Annotated in this window: 13 protein-coding genes and 1 pseudogene; 3 read left to right on the top strand and 11 right to left on the bottom strand. The window is 71.0% G+C overall.

Annotated features, from left to right (window positions below; all coding sequences use genetic code 11):
• The 3 genes from N4P33_RS21380 to N4P33_RS21370 form a co-directional block, all read right to left on the bottom strand.
• Window positions 1–1,817, bottom strand: a 1,817-nt coding sequence (locus N4P33_RS21380) for a chromosome segregation SMC family protein (RefSeq protein WP_260828254.1), incomplete at its 3' end; no start/stop codon positions are given.
• A 284-nt stretch (window positions 1,818–2,101) separates the two neighbouring features.
• Window positions 2,102–2,305, bottom strand: coding sequence for a hypothetical protein (locus N4P33_RS21375; RefSeq protein WP_030824772.1), 204 nt, complete (start codon window positions 2,303–2,305; stop codon window positions 2,102–2,104).
• Window positions 2,306–2,681: 376 nt separating this feature from the next.
• Complete coding sequence (locus N4P33_RS21370) at window positions 2,682–2,963, bottom strand: acylphosphatase (protein WP_260828253.1); 282 nt, start codon at window positions 2,961–2,963, stop codon at window positions 2,682–2,684.
• Window positions 2,964–3,124: 161 nt separating this feature from the next.
• On the opposite strand from N4P33_RS21370, the gene N4P33_RS21365 reads away from it, so the two are divergent.
• Window positions 3,125–4,591, top strand: coding sequence for a CAP domain-containing protein (locus tag N4P33_RS21365; protein WP_260828252.1), 1,467 nt, complete (start codon window positions 3,125–3,127; stop codon window positions 4,589–4,591).
• 206 nt (window positions 4,592–4,797) lie between these two features.
• Here N4P33_RS21365 and mutM read toward each other — a convergent pair whose 3' ends face one another.
• The 8 genes from mutM to N4P33_RS21325 all read right to left on the bottom strand — a co-directional run bounded on the left by mutM (window position 4,798) and on the right by N4P33_RS21325 (window position 13,165).
• Window positions 4,798–5,661 (bottom strand): bifunctional DNA-formamidopyrimidine glycosylase/DNA-(apurinic or apyrimidinic site) lyase, encoded by an 864-nt coding sequence (mutM, locus tag N4P33_RS21360; RefSeq protein WP_260828251.1) that lies wholly within the window; start codon window positions 5,659–5,661, stop codon window positions 4,798–4,800.
• Between the two features lie 107 nt (window positions 5,662–5,768).
• A complete protein-coding gene (gene rnc / locus N4P33_RS21355) occupies window positions 5,769–6,590 on the bottom strand; it encodes a ribonuclease III (RefSeq protein WP_260828250.1) in 822 nt (273 codons plus the stop codon).
• A gap of 19 nt (window positions 6,591–6,609) precedes the next feature.
• Window positions 6,610–6,783 carry a 50S ribosomal protein L32 gene (rpmF, locus tag N4P33_RS21350; protein ID WP_003951102.1) on the bottom strand — a complete coding sequence of 58 codons (174 nt, stop codon included), beginning with the start codon at window positions 6,781–6,783 and terminating at the stop codon, window positions 6,610–6,612.
• Window positions 6,784–6,785: 2 nt separating this feature from the next.
• On the bottom strand, window positions 6,786–7,430 hold the full coding sequence (locus N4P33_RS21345) for a DUF177 domain-containing protein (protein ID WP_260828249.1): 645 nt from the start codon (window positions 7,428–7,430) through the stop codon (window positions 6,786–6,788).
• A gap of 193 nt (window positions 7,431–7,623) precedes the next feature.
• On the bottom strand, window positions 7,624–8,697 hold the full coding sequence (locus tag N4P33_RS21340) for an ATP synthase F0 subunit B (protein ID WP_260828248.1): 1,074 nt from the start codon (window positions 8,695–8,697) through the stop codon (window positions 7,624–7,626).
• Between the two features lie 67 nt (window positions 8,698–8,764).
• Window positions 8,765–9,244: a pantetheine-phosphate adenylyltransferase gene (coaD, locus tag N4P33_RS21335; RefSeq protein ID WP_260828256.1), complete on the bottom strand. Its 480-nt coding sequence runs from the start codon at window positions 9,242–9,244 to the stop codon at window positions 8,765–8,767.
• 26 nt (window positions 9,245–9,270) lie between these two features.
• Window positions 9,271–9,855, bottom strand: a complete 585-nt coding sequence (gene rsmD, locus N4P33_RS21330; RefSeq protein WP_260828247.1) for a 16S rRNA (guanine(966)-N(2))-methyltransferase RsmD — start codon at window positions 9,853–9,855, stop codon at window positions 9,271–9,273.
• 97 nt (window positions 9,856–9,952) lie between these two features.
• Window positions 9,953–13,165, bottom strand: a complete 3,213-nt coding sequence (locus tag N4P33_RS21325) for a helicase-related protein (RefSeq protein WP_260828246.1) — start codon at window positions 13,163–13,165, stop codon at window positions 9,953–9,955.
• 188 nt (window positions 13,166–13,353) lie between these two features.
• Here N4P33_RS21325 and N4P33_RS21320 point away from each other — a divergent pair, with 188 nt between their 5' ends.
• On the top strand, window positions 13,354–15,243 hold the full coding sequence (locus tag N4P33_RS21320; RefSeq protein WP_260828255.1) for an HSP90 family protein: 1,890 nt from the start codon (window positions 13,354–13,356) through the stop codon (window positions 15,241–15,243).
• Window positions 15,243–16,934 (top strand): annotated as a pseudogene (locus tag N4P33_RS21315) (tetratricopeptide repeat protein); the annotation flags it as partial. The gene N4P33_RS21320 and the pseudogene N4P33_RS21315, both read left to right, overlap by 1 nt.

Here is a 16,934-nt window from a genome sequence, read left to right as displayed (position 1 = left end):
GGGTGGGGGCTGGTCGCGCCCGCGTGGCGGTAGCCACATGTCGGACACAGCCCCGCGCCCCTGGGGGGCGTTGCAGCGGCCGGGGTTTCCCCCTCGCCCGGTCCTGCCACGAGCAGTGCTGCTCTGCCGCCGTCCTGTTTGCGGAGCAGGCGGATCGCGTCGGCCGCCGCCGAGGGTGACGTCACTGCCAGGGCGTCGGCTGCTGCGCCAAAGGCTGCCGCCAGGGGGACCTCGTAGCCGGGGGTCACCGTGAGGAGCTCTGCTGCCGGACCCAGCAAGCCCGTGAGGCGGTCCTTCGCGGTGAGGAGGGCGCCCGTGCCGTCCTTGCGGCGCAGGCCCGTGGCCAGGGCCTCATGGCGGGCCTGGGTGGCGGCGCGCTTGCGTTCTGCCGTCGTGAGGGCCTCGCGGGCGGCGGTGAGGGCCGCTTCCGCCTCGGCGAGGCGCTGCTTGGCCGCCTCGTGCTGTTCGGCGAGTTCCGCGTCGCCGGCGTCGAGGCCGTCGACCTCGGCCTTGAGGGCCTCGTACTCCTCCTGGGCGGCGACGGCGCGTTCCTGGGCCTCGTCGCGGGCGGCGGCCAGGCGCTCGATCTCGGCCTGCGCGGCGGCGGCGCGGGAGCGGGCCGCGCCGACCTGGCCCTTGAGCCGGGCGAGGCCCTCGCGCCGGTCTGCGATGGCGCGGGCGGCGTCCTTGAGGCGGCGTTCCTCCTGGGCGAGTTCGCGCTCCAGTTCGGCGCGGTGGGCGACCGTGTCCTCCAGGGCGCGTTCAGCCGCCTCCAGGGCCGCCTCCAGCTCGGCCTCCTGTTCGCGGATGCGGGCGGCCTCGCGCTCCATCTCCTCGGGGTCGCGGCCGCGCCGCTCCTCGGGGGGCGCGGAGGTGGCGCTCTTCACGCGGGCGTCGGCGAGCGAGATGGTGCCGCGGACGCGTTCGGCGAGCTGGGAGAGCTCGTACCAGGTCTGCTGGGCGTTCTGCAGGCGCGGGGTGAGCCTGCGTACCTCGTCCTCCAGCAGGGCCTCGCGCTGGAGTGCCTTCTTCAGTTCCTGCTCGGCGGCTTCCTTGCGTTCCTTCAGGGCCGCCTCGTCGGCGATCTCGGCCTTGAGCGCCTCCCGGAGCCGTACGAGGTCATCGGCGAGGAGGCGGAGGCGGGCGTCGCGCAGGTCGGCCTGGATGACGGCGGCCCTGCGGGCGACGGCGGCCTGGCGGCCCAGGGGTTTGAGCTGGCGGCGCAGCTCGTCCGTGAGGTCCTGCACGCGCGCGAGGTTGGCCTGCATCGCGTCCAGCTTGCGCAGCGCCTTCTCCTTGCGCTTGCGGTGCTTGAGGACGCCCGCGGCCTCCTCGATGAAGGCGCGCCGGCCCATGGGGTCGGCGTGCAGGACGGAGTCGAGCTGGCCCTGACCGACGATGACGTGCATCTCGCGGCCGATGCCGGAGTCGGAGAGGAGTTCCTGGATGTCGAGGAGGCGGCAGGTGTCGCCGTTGATCTGGTACTCGCTGCCGCCGTTGCGGAACATGATCCGCGTGATGGTGACCTCGGCGTACTCGATGGGCAGCGCCCCGTCGGAGTTGTCGATGGTCAGGGACACCTCGGCGCGGCCGAGCGGGGGACGGCCGGTGGTGCCGGCGAAGATGACGTCCTCCATCTTGCCGCCGCGCAGCGACTTGGCGCCCTGCTCGCCCATGACCCAGCTCAGCGCGTCCACGACGTTGGACTTGCCCGAGCCGTTCGGTCCCACGACGCACGTGATGCCCGGCTCGAACCGGAGCGTGGTCGCCGAGGCGAACGACTTGAAGCCGCGGAGGGTCAGGGCCTTGAGGTGCACGCCGCCGGACTTTACCCGGCGGGGGATGTCTCACTCCATGAACGCGCGGTTTCACGGGTGAACGTGCAGGGCAGACCAGACGTTAAAGACGGTGAAAGGATGCGCGGGACAACGAGTACCCGCCGGGCAGGGGCGGGGCCGGGGTCCACGGGAGTCTTTCGAGGCGCGGGGCCGCGGGAGGCAAGAAAGAAGGGACGCCGAGGCGTCCCTTGCACTTCTGAACAACGTGGCGGTTGTCACGGGCGGCCCGACCACTGCTGTGCTGTTGTGGAGCGGTGCAGTGATCAGGTGAGCGCAGGCTCCGCCTGGTGTGCGTCAACGCTCTCCATGATCCTGTCGTGAGAAGCGGCAGCCGCCAGCGCGTCCTTCTCGGCCTGGATGCGTACGAGCTCGGATTCCAGGTCCTGGACGCGCTGCTGGAGCCGTCGCATCTCGGCGAGGAGTCGAGGGTCGGAGCCGCCGACGTAACCGAGAAGCGCCTTTGCCATGATGGATGGTCCTCCACACTGAGTGACCGACCGATGCGGTGTGGGTCGTGAGGGATTCGCACCCGCGGTGCTTGGCAGGCCTGGAGTTGTGCTGCCGTTCAGCCATGCCAAACAGCTAAGGTGCGCGGGGCTTTCAGCGTCTCACCAAAAAGTTTGACGGTCAACACGATCACGCCCCGTATTGGGGGACAACCGGGTGCGCACGGCCGGAATCGGCGGCGCCGCGAATCCTCCGGGTCCTCGGGGCGTGGCGATCATCTTTGCGGCTGGAGCCTCCCACGGCAAGCCCTTCTCGGCAACCACCAGGACTTTTCCGTCCCGCGGAGCCGGCGGGCGGGCCCGGCGGGGCCCTCCGGACCCTCGACGGAGGGCGCGATCAGCGGATGGCGAAGCCGTCGTAGCCGCCGCGAGGTGTGTCCCAGATCTCGGTGACCCCGTCCACGCGGCCGGGCGTGTCGCCGCCCTGGAGCCAGTCGAGGAGTTTTTCACAGCGGTCACGGGAGCCCTCGGCGACCACTTGGACGCGCCCGTCCCCCAGATTGAGGGCAAAACCGCTCAGACCGCCGATCTCCAGGGCCTTGGCGCGTGTGAACCAGCGGAAACCCACACCTTGGACACGGCCCCGCACCCAGGCGACCAGTCGCACATCCTCGCTCATGACTGCAACCTAACCGGACAATGTCACACCGGACACTCCATCCCCTCCCGCCATGCGGTAGCGTCCCGACCCAATGAATCTCATATGAAACTCACTCGATCGTGTGAGTTTCGTGTTGATCGCGAGGACGAGTCGACCGCAAGGACGAGGAAGGCCAGGACATGGGACGCCACCGACGCTCCGCCGCCGGCCGCGCCGCCAGGGGCCGCGCCACGGGGGTCACTCTTCACGACGGCCCCCTGGACGGCGGCTACGACCCGCTGACCGCTCAGCCGGACGACACCGCGCCCACGATGGGCATCGCGCCGTATCTGAACCCGGAGGCGTACGCCGAGACGTACGCGAAGAGCGAGGCGTACCTCTTCGCGACGGACGACGGCGCGGGGGGCGCCGGTACGGCCGCCTTCGCCGGGGAGGGTTTCCCGGACTTCCCGGACGACTTCTCGCGCGGCGGCCTCGCGGAGGGCGGTTACGCGGGGGACGGCTCTGCGCGGGGTGGCTTCCCGGCCGGCGGCGGTTACGCGCACGGGGGCTTCCCGGATGCCGGGCCCATGGACCGCGACCTGTACGACACCGGCCTCACCGTGGGCGGCCTGTCGGCCACGGACGTCTCGTCGACGAGCTTCCCGACCACTGCCTCTGCGTCGACCGGCTTCTCGTCCACGGGCTTCTCGTCCACCGGTCTCTCGGACAGCAGCTTCTCGAACCGGGACTTCACCGGTGGGGCCTTCCGTAGTGACCGCAGCGACCCCTTCCCGGACGACACATACGGGGTCGACGGCGGCGCCGCGCGCGGAAGTGCGCACCGGCGAAGGAAGAAGAAGGGCCCGGCCCCGGTCCGTACCGGTCTGCTCGGTGTGTCCGCCGCGGTCGCGCTCGGCACGGTGGCGGTCGCCACGGGCGCGGTGCCGGGGCTGGAGAACTACAAGCTGGGCGGCGGCACCGCCCCCGGCGAGAGCGTGCAGGCGGACGGTTCGCCGACCAACTCCCCCAGCGAGCAGGGCGGTACGTCCGGCAGCCTGGAGAGCCCGGGACGCGAGGCCGGCAACCCGGCGAGCCGCGACTCGGAGCGCGCCGGCTCGCCGAACCCGTCCCCGTCGGCCTCCGCGTCCTCGCCGACGAAGACGCCGGAGAAGAAGAAGCCCGTAGAGACGCCGAGCAAGAAGCCCGAGAAGGAGCCGACCCGCGAGGCCGCTCCCGAGAAGCCGGAGAAGTCGGAGCGGGCGAAGAGCCCGGGGGCTACGGCGACGGAGGCCGCTGCCGCCGCGCAGGTCCTGGCGCTGGTCAACGAGGAACGGGCCAAGGCGGGCTGCCGTCCGGTCACCGCGAGCAACCCGCTGGCCGACCTGGCCACGGCGTTCAGCAAGGACATGGCCGAGCGGGGCTTCTTCGACCACACCGACCCCGACGGCGACACCCCGTGGGACCGCGCCCAGCGGGCCGGGATAGCCGACCTGGGCGGCGAGAACATAGCCCGCGGCCAGGCGGACGCGGCCTCCGTGATGCAGGCCTGGATGGACAGCCCCGGCCACCGCGCGAACATCCTGAACTGCGACTTCAAGACCCTCGGCGTAGGCGTCCACTTCGGGCCCGGCGGCCCTTGGTGGACCCAGAACTTCGGCTACTAGGGCCGGTTGCGGGAATCCCGTCGTCCGCCCGAAGGGCGGGCCGGGCGGCGTCAGGTCCGTGCTCTCGGCGCGCCGGGCCCTGACCCACGTACTGGACGTACGTGGGTCAGGGCCCGGCGTGGCGAGTGGGGGCACCTCCCACGCCCCTGAGGCAGTCGGGGAGCGTGCATGGCGTCGCCCGGCAGACGCGGCTTTCGCGACCAGCCCTAGCCCTGCCGGGTGCGGGGTGGGCGTTGGCAGGTGGGGCAGTAGTAGCTGGAGCGGTTCATCCAGGGGCGGCGGCGGATCGGGGTGGTGCAGCGGCGGCAGGGGAGGCCCTCGCGGCCGTAGGCGTCGAGGGAGCGGTCGAAGTAGCCGGACTCGCCGTTGACGTTGACGTAGAGGCTGTCGAAGCTGGTGCCGCCGACGGAGAGGGCGGCGTTCATGACGTCCCGGACGTGGCCCAGCAGGAGTGTGGTGCGGGGGCGCGTGAAGCCGGCCGTGGGGCGCTCGTAGTGAACGCGGGCGCGCCACAGCGCCTCGTCGGCGTAGATGTTGCCCACGCCGCTGATCAGCGACTGGTCGAGCAGCGCCCGTTTGATGGTGGTGCGCTTGCGGCGCAGCGCCTGGTGGAAGGCCTCGTCGTCGAAGAGCGGGTCGAGCGGGTCGCGGGCGATGTGTGCGATGACGTCCGGCAGGCCCTCGGGGGTGTTGTCGTGCAGCGACAGGCCGCCGAAGGTGCGCTGGTCGACGAAGCGCAGCTCGGTGTCCAGGGCGTCGGTGAAGCGGACGCGGATGCGCAGGTGCTTCTCGTCGGGCGCGGTGTGCGGCTGGACCAGCAACTGGCCGCTCATGCCGAGGTGGGCCAGGATCGACTGGTCGGTGTCCTCCAGCGGCAGCCACAGGTACTTGCCGCGCCTGCTGGGCGTGCCGATGCGGTGGCCCTTGAGGCGGTGCGCGAAGTCGTCGGCGCCCGCGAGATGGCGGCGCACCGCGCGCGGGTGCAGGACCTCGGCCTCGGCGACGGTCCGGTGGGCGACCCACCGCTCGAGTCCGCGCCGTACGACCTCGACCTCGGGCAGCTCGGGCATGGTGTCCCCTCCGGTCCAGTCCGGTCCCCGCTGCGGACCGGTTTACGGCCCGAGCGCCCGCCCCGTGGAGGGGGCGGGCGCTCGGGGGTGATGATGAATGTGCCGGGTCAGGCGGAGGCCGACGGGGCGTCGGCGTTCTGCTGCTGGGCGGCGTGCGCCTCGGCGGTCTTGACGACCTCCTCGGCCTCGGCCGCGGCCTTGGCGCGCTCGTCCGCCGCGGCCCGGATGGCCCGCCAGGCGGACTCGGCGGCCTGCTGCTCCGCCTCCTTCTTGCTGCGGCCGGTGCCGGTGCCGTACGAGACGCCTCCGACGCGGGCGGCAGCAGTGAAGGTCTTCTCGTGATCGGGGCCGGTCTCCGTGACCAGGTACTCGGGCACGCCGAGCCCTTCGGTCGCGGTGAGCTCCTGGAGGGATGTCTTCCAGTCCAGGCCGGCGCCGAGGTTGGAGGACTTCTCGATCAGCGGGTCGAACAGACGGTGCACCAGCTCCGCCGCCGACTCCAGCCCCTGGTCGAGATAGACCGCGCCGATCACCGCTTCGAGGGTGTCGGCGAGGATGGAGGCCTTGTCCCGGCCGCCCGTGCCCTCTTCACCGCGGCCCAGCCGGATGAAGGAACCCAGGTCGAGGCTGCGCCCCACATCCGCCAGCGCACGCGAGTTGACCACCGCGGCCCGCAGCTTGGCCAGCTGGCCCTCGGGCAGGTCGGGGTGGGTGCGGTACAGCGTGTCCGTGACGACGAGGCCGAGCACGGAGTCCCCGAGGAACTCCAGCCGCTCGTTCGTCGGCAGACCGCCGTTCTCGTACGCGTAGGAACGGTGGGTCAGCGCACGCACCAGAAGGGCGGACTCGACCTTGTAGCCGAGCCGCCCTTCCAGAAGCGTGTGGGACGAGGCCTGGTTGTCCGCAGAGTTTTTCTTCGGCGTGGACACAGTGCCTCTCACCAGCCGCTCAGACCTCGAGGACCTGGCGCTTGTTGTAGGTGCCGCACGAGGGGCACGCGATGTGCTGCTGCTTGGGCTCGTGGCAGCGCTCGCACGCAACCAGGGTGGGGACCGCAGCCTTCCACTGCGACCGGCGGTGGCGCGTGTTGCTGCGCGACATCTTCCGCTTCGGAACAGCCACGGCTACTTCTCCTGCTTCTCGTCGACGCCCGGTTCGGCGCCGCTCATCTCGTCCTTCTCGCCGTCCTTCATGGTGCCGGCGAGTCCCTGCAATGCCGCCCAACGGATGTCGACGGCGTCGTGGTGGTGGTCCGGGTCGTCGTTCAGGTTGGCTCCGCACTCGGAACACAGACCCGCACAGTCCTCCCGGCACACCGGCTGCATCGGCAGTGCGAGCACCACCGCATCGCGCAGCACTGTCTCGAGGTCGATCAGACCGTCCTCGACAAAGAGCCTGTCCTCGTCGTCCTCGGCGTCGTCGGCCGGTTCCGCGATCACGCGGCCCCGGTCGTCGGCGTCAGGGTACGAGAACATCTCCTGGAAGTCCGCGTCGAGCTCCAGCTCGAGCGGCTCCAGACACCTTACGCACTCCCCCTCGGCCTGCGCACGGGCGGTGCCGGTGACGAGCACACCTTCCATGACCGACTCGAGGCGGAGCTCCAGCTCCACCGGGGCGCCTTCCGGCACTCCGATGACTCCCTTGATACCGAAGTCCTTGGGAGCGTCGACCGTGCGGGTCAGGCGCTGCAGCGCACCAGGCCGCCGACCCAGCTCGTGCGTGTCGAACACGAGGGGGTTGCGGTGGTCGAGGCGGGCGTTCAGGGCCATTCCTGCTTTCGGTCTTCGAGCTCAGAGGATGCTGCCCTGCGGCGTTCCGGGGCAGCGTTGATCGCGGGCATACGCGCGACCGAAGAGCCAGGATACTGGACCTTTCGCTCTCGGCCCAATCGGGCCCTGGCCCCGCCCGATCGACCCCTCCTCTACGGGCCCCGTCATCGCTACAGGCCCCGCTCGCGTTTCGCTACAGGCCCCGCTCGCGCTCGTACGCCCGCAGCTGCTCGGGAGTGATCATGCTGGTGTCGAAGAGGCTGGTCTCGTCGAGGGCGTAGCTCTGCTGCTGCGCTTGCTGCTGGCCGTGCTGGGCCTGCATGTGGTTCGGGTCGTACGGCTGCTGCTGGGCGTCGTAGCCGCCCTGGTACGCGTACGGGTCGGCCTGCTGGTAGCCGTAGGCGTCCTGCTGGCCGTACGGCTGCTGCTGGTAGCCGGCGTACGGATCCGGCTGCTGCTGGTAGCCGTACGCGGGGTCGGGCTGGGGCTGGGGCTGGGCGTACTCCTGCCGCTGCTGCGGTACCGGCTGCGCGGGCGGGGACGGCTGCTCCGCGACGGCGGCCAGGTCGGCGAGATAGTCGGCGTCGCTGGAGTGCTGGACGGTCGTGGCGTCGTCGGCGAGGGCGCCGAGGTCGTCGGAGGCGATCCGGCCGTGCAGCTTCTGGCGGCCGCGGCCGACCGCCTCCAGGGTCTTGGCGAGGACCGCCTCGAAGGCGCCGAGCTTGACGTCCACGTACTCGTCGGCGGTGCGGCGCAGGGTCTCCGGGTCGTGGCTGCGCTCGGGGGCGTCCTCGTCCTCGTAGCCCTGTTCGTCGAGGCCGGGGCCGGTGCCGAGCAGCTTCTCGCGGCCGCGGCCGACCGAGCCGAGGGTCTTGGTGAGGACGACCTCGAAGTTGGCGAGCTTGGAGTCGACGTAGTCGTCGGCCTCGGCGCGGATCTCCTCGGCCTCCTTGCGGGCCTCCGCGAGGATCCGGTCGGCCTCGGCCTGGGAACGGCGGGCGATCTCGGTGTCGGAGATCAGGGAGCCGCGCTCGGCGTGCGCGGACTGGATGATCCGCTCGGCCTCCTGGCGGGCCTGCTCGACCATCTGCTCGCGGTCGCCGATGACCTCCCGGGCCTGGGCGAGGGAGTCGGGCAGGGCCGCGCGCACCTCGTCCAGCATCGAGAGCAGTTCGGCGCGGTTGACCACGCACGAGGCCGACATGGGCATCGACCGGGCACCGGAGATCGCGGCGACGATCTCATCGAGCTTCTTCTGCACGTCCACCTGTGCTCGCCACTCTCTACAGCTGTGTTGGAGACGGACGGGACGACTGTAGCCCCGGGTGGCCCCGTCAGTCCTTGCGCAGGCGCTTGTTGAGTGCTTCGAGGACGACCGGCGGCACCAGGTGGGAGACGTCGCCGCCCCAGGCCGCGACTTCCTTCACCAGGGAGGAGGACAGGAAGCTGTAGGTGGGGTTGGTGGGCACGAAGAGGGTCTCGACGCCGGTGAGGCCGTTGTTCATCTGGGCCATCTGCAGCTCGTAGTCGAAGTCGCTGACCGCGCGCAGGCCCTTGACGATGGCGGGGATGTCCCGCTCCTTGCAGAAGTCGACGAGGAGGCCGTGGAAGGCCTCGACGCGGACGTTGGCGTACTCGGACGTGACCTGGCGGATCAGGTCGATCCGCTCGTCGATCTCGAACAGGCCCTTCTTCGACTGGTTGATCATCACCGCGACGTAGACCTCGTCGTACAGCCTGGAGGCGCGGGAGATGATGTCGAGGTGTCCGTTGGTGATCGGGTCGAACGACCCGGGACATACGGCGCGGCGCACTTGTGTTCCCTCGCTCTCCGGTCCGGTCATCGTGCGTCTTCGCACGTAGAGGCGGCGCGACCGTACCAAAACGTTCCCTCGCCGTAGCGGCGGGACCGGATGGCGTCGAAGCCGGGCGGCCAGGTGAATGCGCCGCCTCTGGTGCTGCGCTCCACGGTGACGAGCGCTTGCTTATCGAGCCAGCCTTCCGAGAGGAGTGTGAGCAGAATCTCGCGAAGATCGTCGTCCGTGACCGCATATGGGGGGTCGAGAAAGACGATGTCGTACGGCTCTGTGGGGGGCGTCTTGATGATCTGTTCGGCCTTGCCGTGACGCACCTCGGCACCGGGGAGGGCGAGGGCCTTCACGTTCTCGCGGACGATGCGGGCCGCTCGGGCGTCGGACTCGACGAGGAGGACGTGGCCGGCACCGCGGGAGAGGGCCTCCAGGCCGACGGCTCCGGAGCCGGCGTACAGGTCGAGGACGCGTTCGCCGTCCAGGGGGCCGCCGAGGAGGGACTGCCAGGTGGAGAAGAGACCTTCGCGTGCGCGGTCGGAGGTGGGGCGGGTTCCGGTGCCGGGGGGTACGGCGAGTCGACGTCCGCCGGCTGTGCCGGCGATCACGCGGGTCATCTTGGGTCCTTGGTTGTGGGTGGTTACGGATCCAGTTTGGCAGTCGGTTCGTCGTGGTTGCTCGCGCAGTTCCCCGCGCCCCTGAAGTCGGTCCACTTCACCCCTTTTCCAAGTACTGCTCCCTCTCCTCGTCCAAGAGGGCTTGCAGGGCTGTGCGCAGGCCTGGAAGCGTGGTCAGTTCGGGGTCCGCTGTCACCACCCTCGTCGCCTCCTCCCTCGCCTCCGCGATGATCTCCTCGTCCTCGATGACCGCCAGCATCCGCAGGCTGGAGCGGGTGCCGGACTGAGCCTGGCCGAGGACGTCGCCCTCGCGGCGTTGTTCGAGGTCGATGCGGGAGAGTTCGAAGCCGTCCAGCGTCGACGCGACGGCGTTCAGGCGCTGGCGGGCCGGGCTCGCCTCGGGCATCTCGGTGACCAGCAGGCACAGACCGGGGGCCGAGCCGCGGCCGACGCGGCCGCGCAGCTGGTGGAGCTGGGAGACGCCGAAGCGGTCGGCGTCCATGATCACCATGGCGGTGGCGTTGGGGACGTTGACGCCGACCTCGATGACGGTGGTGGCGACGAGGACGTCCGTCTCGCCCGCGGCGAAGCGGCGCATGACGGCGTCCTTGTCGTCGGGTGGCATACGGCCGTGCAGCACCTCGACCTTGAGGCCGCTGAGGGGTCCTCTGGTGAGCTGGTCGGCGATGTCCAGGACGGCGAGCGGGGGGCGCTTCTCGGCCTCGTCCTCGGGGGATTTCCTCGTCTTGGGTTCGTCGGCCTCGTCGCCGATGCGCGGGCAGACCACGTAGGCCTGGTGGCCGTTCGCGACCTCCTCGCGGACGCGTTCCCAGGCGCGGGCCAGGAAGTGGGGCTTGTCGGCGGCCGGGACGACATGGCTTGCGATGGGTGAGCGGCCGGCCGGGAGCTGGTCGAGGACGGAGGTCTCGAGGTCGCCGAAGACCGTCATGGCGACCGTGCGCGGGATGGGGGTGGCCGTCATCACGAGCAGGTGCGGCGGCTGCTTGCCCTTGCCGCGCAGGGCGTCGCGCTGTTCGACGCCGAAGCGGTGCTGTTCGTCGACCACGACGAGACCGAGGTCGTGGAACTGGACCTTGTCCTCGATCAGCGCGTGTGTGCCGATGACGATGCCGGCCTCGCCCGTGGCCAGGTCGAGCAGAGCCTGGCGGCGGGCCGCCGTGCCCATGGAGCCGGTGAGCAGCACCACCTTGGTGGCGTTCTCGGCGCCGCCCAGCATGCCGCCCTCGGCGAGCTCGCCCATCATCTCGGTGACCGACCGGTGGTGCTGCTGGGCGAGGACTTCGGTGGGCGCGAGCATGGCGGCCTGACCGCCCGTGTCGACGACGGCGAGCATGGCGCGGAGGGCCACCATCGTGTTGTGGGTGACCGTGAAATTGTCGGTGACGTATGCGTGGCTCGGGTGCGCCACGCTGATGCACTGCACCGGCTTTCGCCCCACGTGCTCGACGCCGCGGATTCCTCGCCAGAAGGTGTGGTGTTTCGGCCGTGGCCGGACGCGGTCGGCCTTGCGGGTCAGCCTGAACGGCATGTACTCGTCGGGCAACGCGACCGAGACGTTGAACGCCGCACGCTTCGGCAGGACGCGGGCACGGCCGCCGAGCGAGCGCACCAGCCAGGCGACATCGTCCGCAAGCCTGCGCGAGGCCGTGCAGAGCGACACGCTCATGCCGTCCGCCTGGATCGTGCCGTCGGTGTCCAGGAGCCCTTGCAGCAGAGCGAGACGGTTCTTGACCGATGTGTTCTTGAACTCGTCGGGAACGAACGTGCCGTGCGACGTCTCACCCCAGAGGTTGAGATCCCGCAGGGTCTGGATCACCGGGTTGCGCCCTCCGCCGACTCGTTGGGAGAGCTGGATCGTGTAGTCGCAGTGAGAGCCCTTCACCGGTACGAGACGGCATTCCGGCGCCACAGCGGCGGCCACGGCATCGTGGATCTCGTCGTCGGTCGTGGACAGCCGCAGGTTGTGCCGGAAGGAACCGTCCCCGAGGAGAAGGCCGAACAGATAGGGGTCCAGTGGCAGCCTGGAGTCGCCTCCCAGGTCGACGGGGGTTGCGGCCGGGATGTACCACTTCGAAGACCCGTTCGCCTCGAACGTGTCGAGACGGATCTCCCGAGTCGTCATGACCTTGGGCGCTTGGCCCCGGTGCCACCCACCACTCGTTCCGACGATCCAGAGATGCTCGTCGTCGCACTCCACAGCACTTCCGTCGGAAAGGACCATGCGCCACACATCGCGCTCTCCTTGCGGGAAGACGCCGTCGATCAGCGCGATCTCCCCGTCCGGTACGACGACTTCGTCACCGACCCGCATCTCCCCCATTCGACGGAAACCGGCAGGTGTGAGCACGAGCGCGTCGAGGGGTTGGGCTTTTCCCGATCCGACTTCCCCCTGGAGCAGCCGATGCATCGGATGCTCGGTCGCCAGGTCGTCGAAGATCTCCCTCGACACCCTCTGCTGGCCCTCGGTGAGGGTGAACGGGAGGCGGTCGTCGAAGGCGTCGAGGAGGCCGCCCGGCCTCGGTCTGCGGGCGACGGCGGGGAGTTGGGCGTCGGCGTGGCGGCGGCGGGCCAGGGCTACCTGGAGGACGAAGGCCTCGTCCCATTTGAGGCGGGCGCGGGCGTCCTCGATGTCGGCCTTGGTGTGCGGGCGGTGGATCTTCAGCAGGGCCTCGGGCAGGGGGACCAGGCCGCGTCCCTCGCGCAGGGAGTCGGGGAGCGGATCGACGGCCTCCTGGGCGCTGGGCAGGACCGTCTGGATCGCCTTGCCGATCTTCCAGGACTCCAGCTTGGCGGTGGCGGGGTAGATCGGGATGAGGGCGCCGGCCCAGGTCTCGACCGTCTCCTCCGCGTCGCCACGCAGCAACTCGTAGGCGGGATGGGCGAGTTGGAGGCGGCGGTTGAAGACGGAGACCTTGCCGGCGAACATCGCGCGGGTGCCCGGCAGGAGTTCCTTGTGGGGTTTGTGGACGCCCTTGCCGAAGAAGACCAGTTGGAGGCGCCCGCTGCCGTCGGTGATCGTGACTTCCAGGCGCTGGCCCTTGCCGCGCGGGGCCTTGGCGGAGGCGAAGGTGTGCAGACGGGCGTCGGCGACCTGGGCGACCACGGTGACGTGCTCGTCCATGGGGAGGTCGGCGAGGTGCGTGAGCTGCCCGCGCTCCTCGTATCTGCGCGGGTAGTGGTGCAGGAGGTCGCCGACGGTGTGCAGGCCGAGGTGCTCGGCCATCACCTTCGCGGTGGCGGGGCCGAGCACCTTCCTCAGTGGTTCTTCCAGTGCGGGCACGAGATCCATTGCACACCACGGCACTGACAATGCGGGGACACCAGGCCTCCGGTTTCCCAAAGGTCTGTGGAAATCGCTGGTCAGGCGGCTCTCCGGGGACCTAGGATGACGCGCTCCGGCCACCTTTCCGCGGTCACCGCCTCACCGGGGCCGCCCGACCCCGCGCCGAAGCGAGTCCCCCCACCGGCGCCGTGACGATGGACTCCCAGATCTCACAGGCATCTCAGGCATCCCAGGCATCCCAGGCATCCCAGGCATCTCAGTCATCGCAATCACCCCAGTCACCCCAGACACCTCATACGTTCCAGGTCGATCTGCGCGGCCTGGTCGACCTGCTCTCCCATCACCTCTACTCCAGTCCCAAGGTCTATCTGCGCGAGCTGCTGCAGAACGCCGTGGACGCCATCACCGCCCGGCGCGCCGGGCAGCCCGACGCCCCGGCACGGGTGCGGTTGTCCGCCGAGGGCGGGGCACTGCGGGTCGAGGACACCGGGGTGGGGCTCACCGAGGCGGATGTGCACAGCCTGCTCGCGACGATCGGGCGCAGCTCCAAGCGCGCCGCAGGGCCCGAGGGGCTGCGGGAGGCCCGCTCGGACTTCCTCGGGCAGTTCGGCATCGGTCTGCTGGCCTGTTTCGTGGTGGCCGAGCGGATCCGGGTGGTCAGCCGCAGCGCCCGTACGCCCGACGCGCGGCCGGTGGAGTGGACGGCGCGCGACGACGGCTCGTACACCGTGCGGACGCTGCCCGACGACGCCAGGACCGAACCGGGCACCACCGTGCACCTGGTGGCGCGGGCCGGGGCGGAGGAGTGGCTGGCCGAGGAGCGGGTACTTTCGCTGGCCCGGGACTTCGGCTCGCTGCTGCCGTACGACGTGCGGGTGGGCGAGGAGGCGGTCACGGATCTGCCGACGCCCTGGGACCGGTCGTATCCGAGCCCTGCCGCGCGCAGGGTGGCGCTGGCGCGGCACTGCCATGAGCTGTTCGGCTTCACTCCCCTGGACACGATCGGCCTGGATGTGCCGCTGGCCGGGATCCGCGGGGTGGCGTACGTCCTGCCGTCGGCGGTCAGTCCGGCGCAGCGCGCGGGCCACCGGGTGCATCTCAAGGGCATGCTGCTGACCGAGCGGGCCGAACAGCTGCTGCCCGACTGGGCGTTCTTCGTGCGCTGTGTGCTGGACACCGACAGCCTGCGGCCCACCGCCTCGCGCGAGTCGCTGTACGAGGACGAGACGCTGGCCGGGGTGCGCGAGGCGCTGGGCGAGCGGATCCGGGCGTGGCTGACGGGTCTTGCGGCAGGTGATCCCGAGCGGCTGGCGGCGTTCCTGTCGGTGCACCACCTGGGCGTGAAGTCGCTGGCGCGGCACGACACGGAGATGCTGCGCACGATGCTGCCGTGGCTGCCGTTCGAGACGACCGACGGACGGCTGTCCCTGGAGGAGTTCGCGCAGCGGCACCGGGTGGTGCACTTCACGCGGACGGTGGAGGAGTACCGGCAGGTCGCGCCGATCGCCTCCGCGCAGGGCATCGGTGTGATCAACGGCGGTTATACGTACGACAGCGAGCTGGTCGAGGCGCTGCCCGCGGTGCGGCCGGGCACGGTGGTCGCCGAGCTGGACGCCGACACGGTGACCGCTCACCTGGATCCGGTCGACCCGGCCGAGGAGCTGGCCCTCGCGGGCTTCCTGGCGGCGGCGCGGGCCAAGCTCGACCCGCTGGGCTGTGACGTCGTCCTGCGTGCCTTCCACCCGCTGTCGGTGCCCGCGCTGCACCTGGACGACCGGGAGGCGCGGCACGAGCAGGCCCGGGCCGAGGCGGAGGCGGAGGCCGACGACCTGTGGGCGGGCATCCTCGGCTCGCTGCGCGGCAGTGCGCCACGCGCGCGTCTGGTGCTCAACCATCTCAATCCGCTGGTACGGCGGATCAGCTCGCTCGGCGATCCGGAACTGATCGGCACGGCGACCGAGTCGCTGTACGGGCAGGCGCTGCTGATGGCTCAGCGGCCGCTGCGGCCCGCCGACTCGGCGCTGCTGAACCGGGCGTTCATCGGTCTGCTGGAGTGGGCCACGCACACGGAGGAGGGCCACTGATGGGTGGGATCACGGACATCGACGCCCTCCGCCGGGCGCTGGCGGACAACTCCGGGCAGCCGGAGGGACCGGCGCGCAACGCACGCGCGGAGCACCTGCTCGCCGAGGCCGAGAAGCTGAACGAGCCGCTCGCCGTGATCGAGGCGCTCCGGCACCAGCTGGAGGTCTACAACTACAGCTCCGAGAAGGCGAAGATGTTCGTCCCCTTCGCGCGGCTGCTGCGCATGTGGGACGAACGGCCCGAGGACTTCGACGCGTACGAGACGCACTCGCTGCACTGGGTGTTCAAGTGGATGTCCGCCGGGATGCTGCACCAGCCGCACATCCCGCTCGCCTCGATCGAGAAGTGGCTCGGCGAGATGGAGCACCGCTACCGGCTGGCCGGTCACTCCGAACGGGCGGTGCGCAGCGCCGAGTTCAGCGTGGCCGCGCACATCGGGGACCTGGAGCGGGCCGACCGGGCGTACGCGGCCTGGCTGGCCGCCGACCGGGACGACATGGCCGACTGCCACGCGTGCGAGCTGAACCGGCAGGGCTGGTGGCAGGCCGTGCGCGGCCGGGACGAGGAGGCGCTGCGGCTGTGGCGGCCGGTGCTGGAAGGCGAGTTCGCCTGCGCCCACGAGCCGCACTCGGTGCTCGCGTCGTCCCTGATGCCGCTGCTGCGGCTGGGCCGCGTGGACGAGGCGCGCGCCCACCATCTGCGGGGCTTCCGGCTGGTGCGGCCCATGGAGAGCATGCGCGGCGCGTACGCGGACCACGTGGAGTTCTGCGCGCTGACCGGAAACGAGGCGCGCGGTCTGGAGCTGCTGGCGGAGCGTCCGGCGTACTTCACGGACGAGGGGCATCCGCGCAGCAAGCTGGACTTCCTGAGCGTGGTGGTCCTCCTCATGGAGCGGCTCACCGGACTCGGCCTCGGTGACCGGCAGGTGCCGGGCCCGTCCGGCCGGGCGTGGACCGCGGCGGAACTCGCCGCGCACGCGCGCGTGGAGGCGCTCGCCCTGGCGGCCCGCTTCGACGAACGCAACGGCACGACGTACGTCAGCGAGCGGGCACGCGCGCGCATGGAGCAGCGTCCGCTGGTGGACCGGCTGCCGCTGGGCGTGCGCGCGCCGAGTGTGGCCGGTGGGCGTCCGGTGGTGACGCCGGCCGCTGAGCCACAGCCGCCCGCGGATCATGGGGGCGACCCCGACCTGACGTCGCTGATCGCCGAGGCGCGGCGGCTCTCGGACACGCTGCGGCCGCACGCCTCGGAGGCGTGGGCGGCGGTGGCGCGGGCGGCCGAGGGCGTGGATCTGGAGGCCCGGGACCGCGCGGAGATCGCCGACCACAAGGCGATGAGCCTCGGCCCGGAGGGCGCGCACCTCTTCGAACGGGCCGCGGACCTGTACGCGGAGGCGGGCGACCCCGGCGAGGCGCTGGCTGCACGCGCGCGTGGAGCGTACGTACGGGCCCTGGCGGGCGAGGTGGACGAGGCGCTTGCGGCGGTCGCGGGCCCCCACGAGGAGATCCTCGCCCTGTACGCCGCCGGCGGCACGGACATACGCCAGACCGCGTCGGTCCTGATGTCCCGGGCGCGCATCCTGATGCGCCGCGTGCAGGAGGCCGGGGAGAGCCACCCGGAGGGCGTCCCGGTGGACGGGGAACCGCAGGACGTCCGACCGGGCCGCGCGGCGCCGCAGAACCCGACGACG

This window comes from Streptomyces sp. 15-116A (genome assembly GCF_025290915.1).
GTDB lineage: Bacteria > Actinomycetota > Actinomycetes > Streptomycetales > Streptomycetaceae > Streptomyces.
The sequence above is the reverse complement of the archived record's forward strand: the minus strand, read 5'-3'. Positions and strand labels throughout refer to the sequence as shown.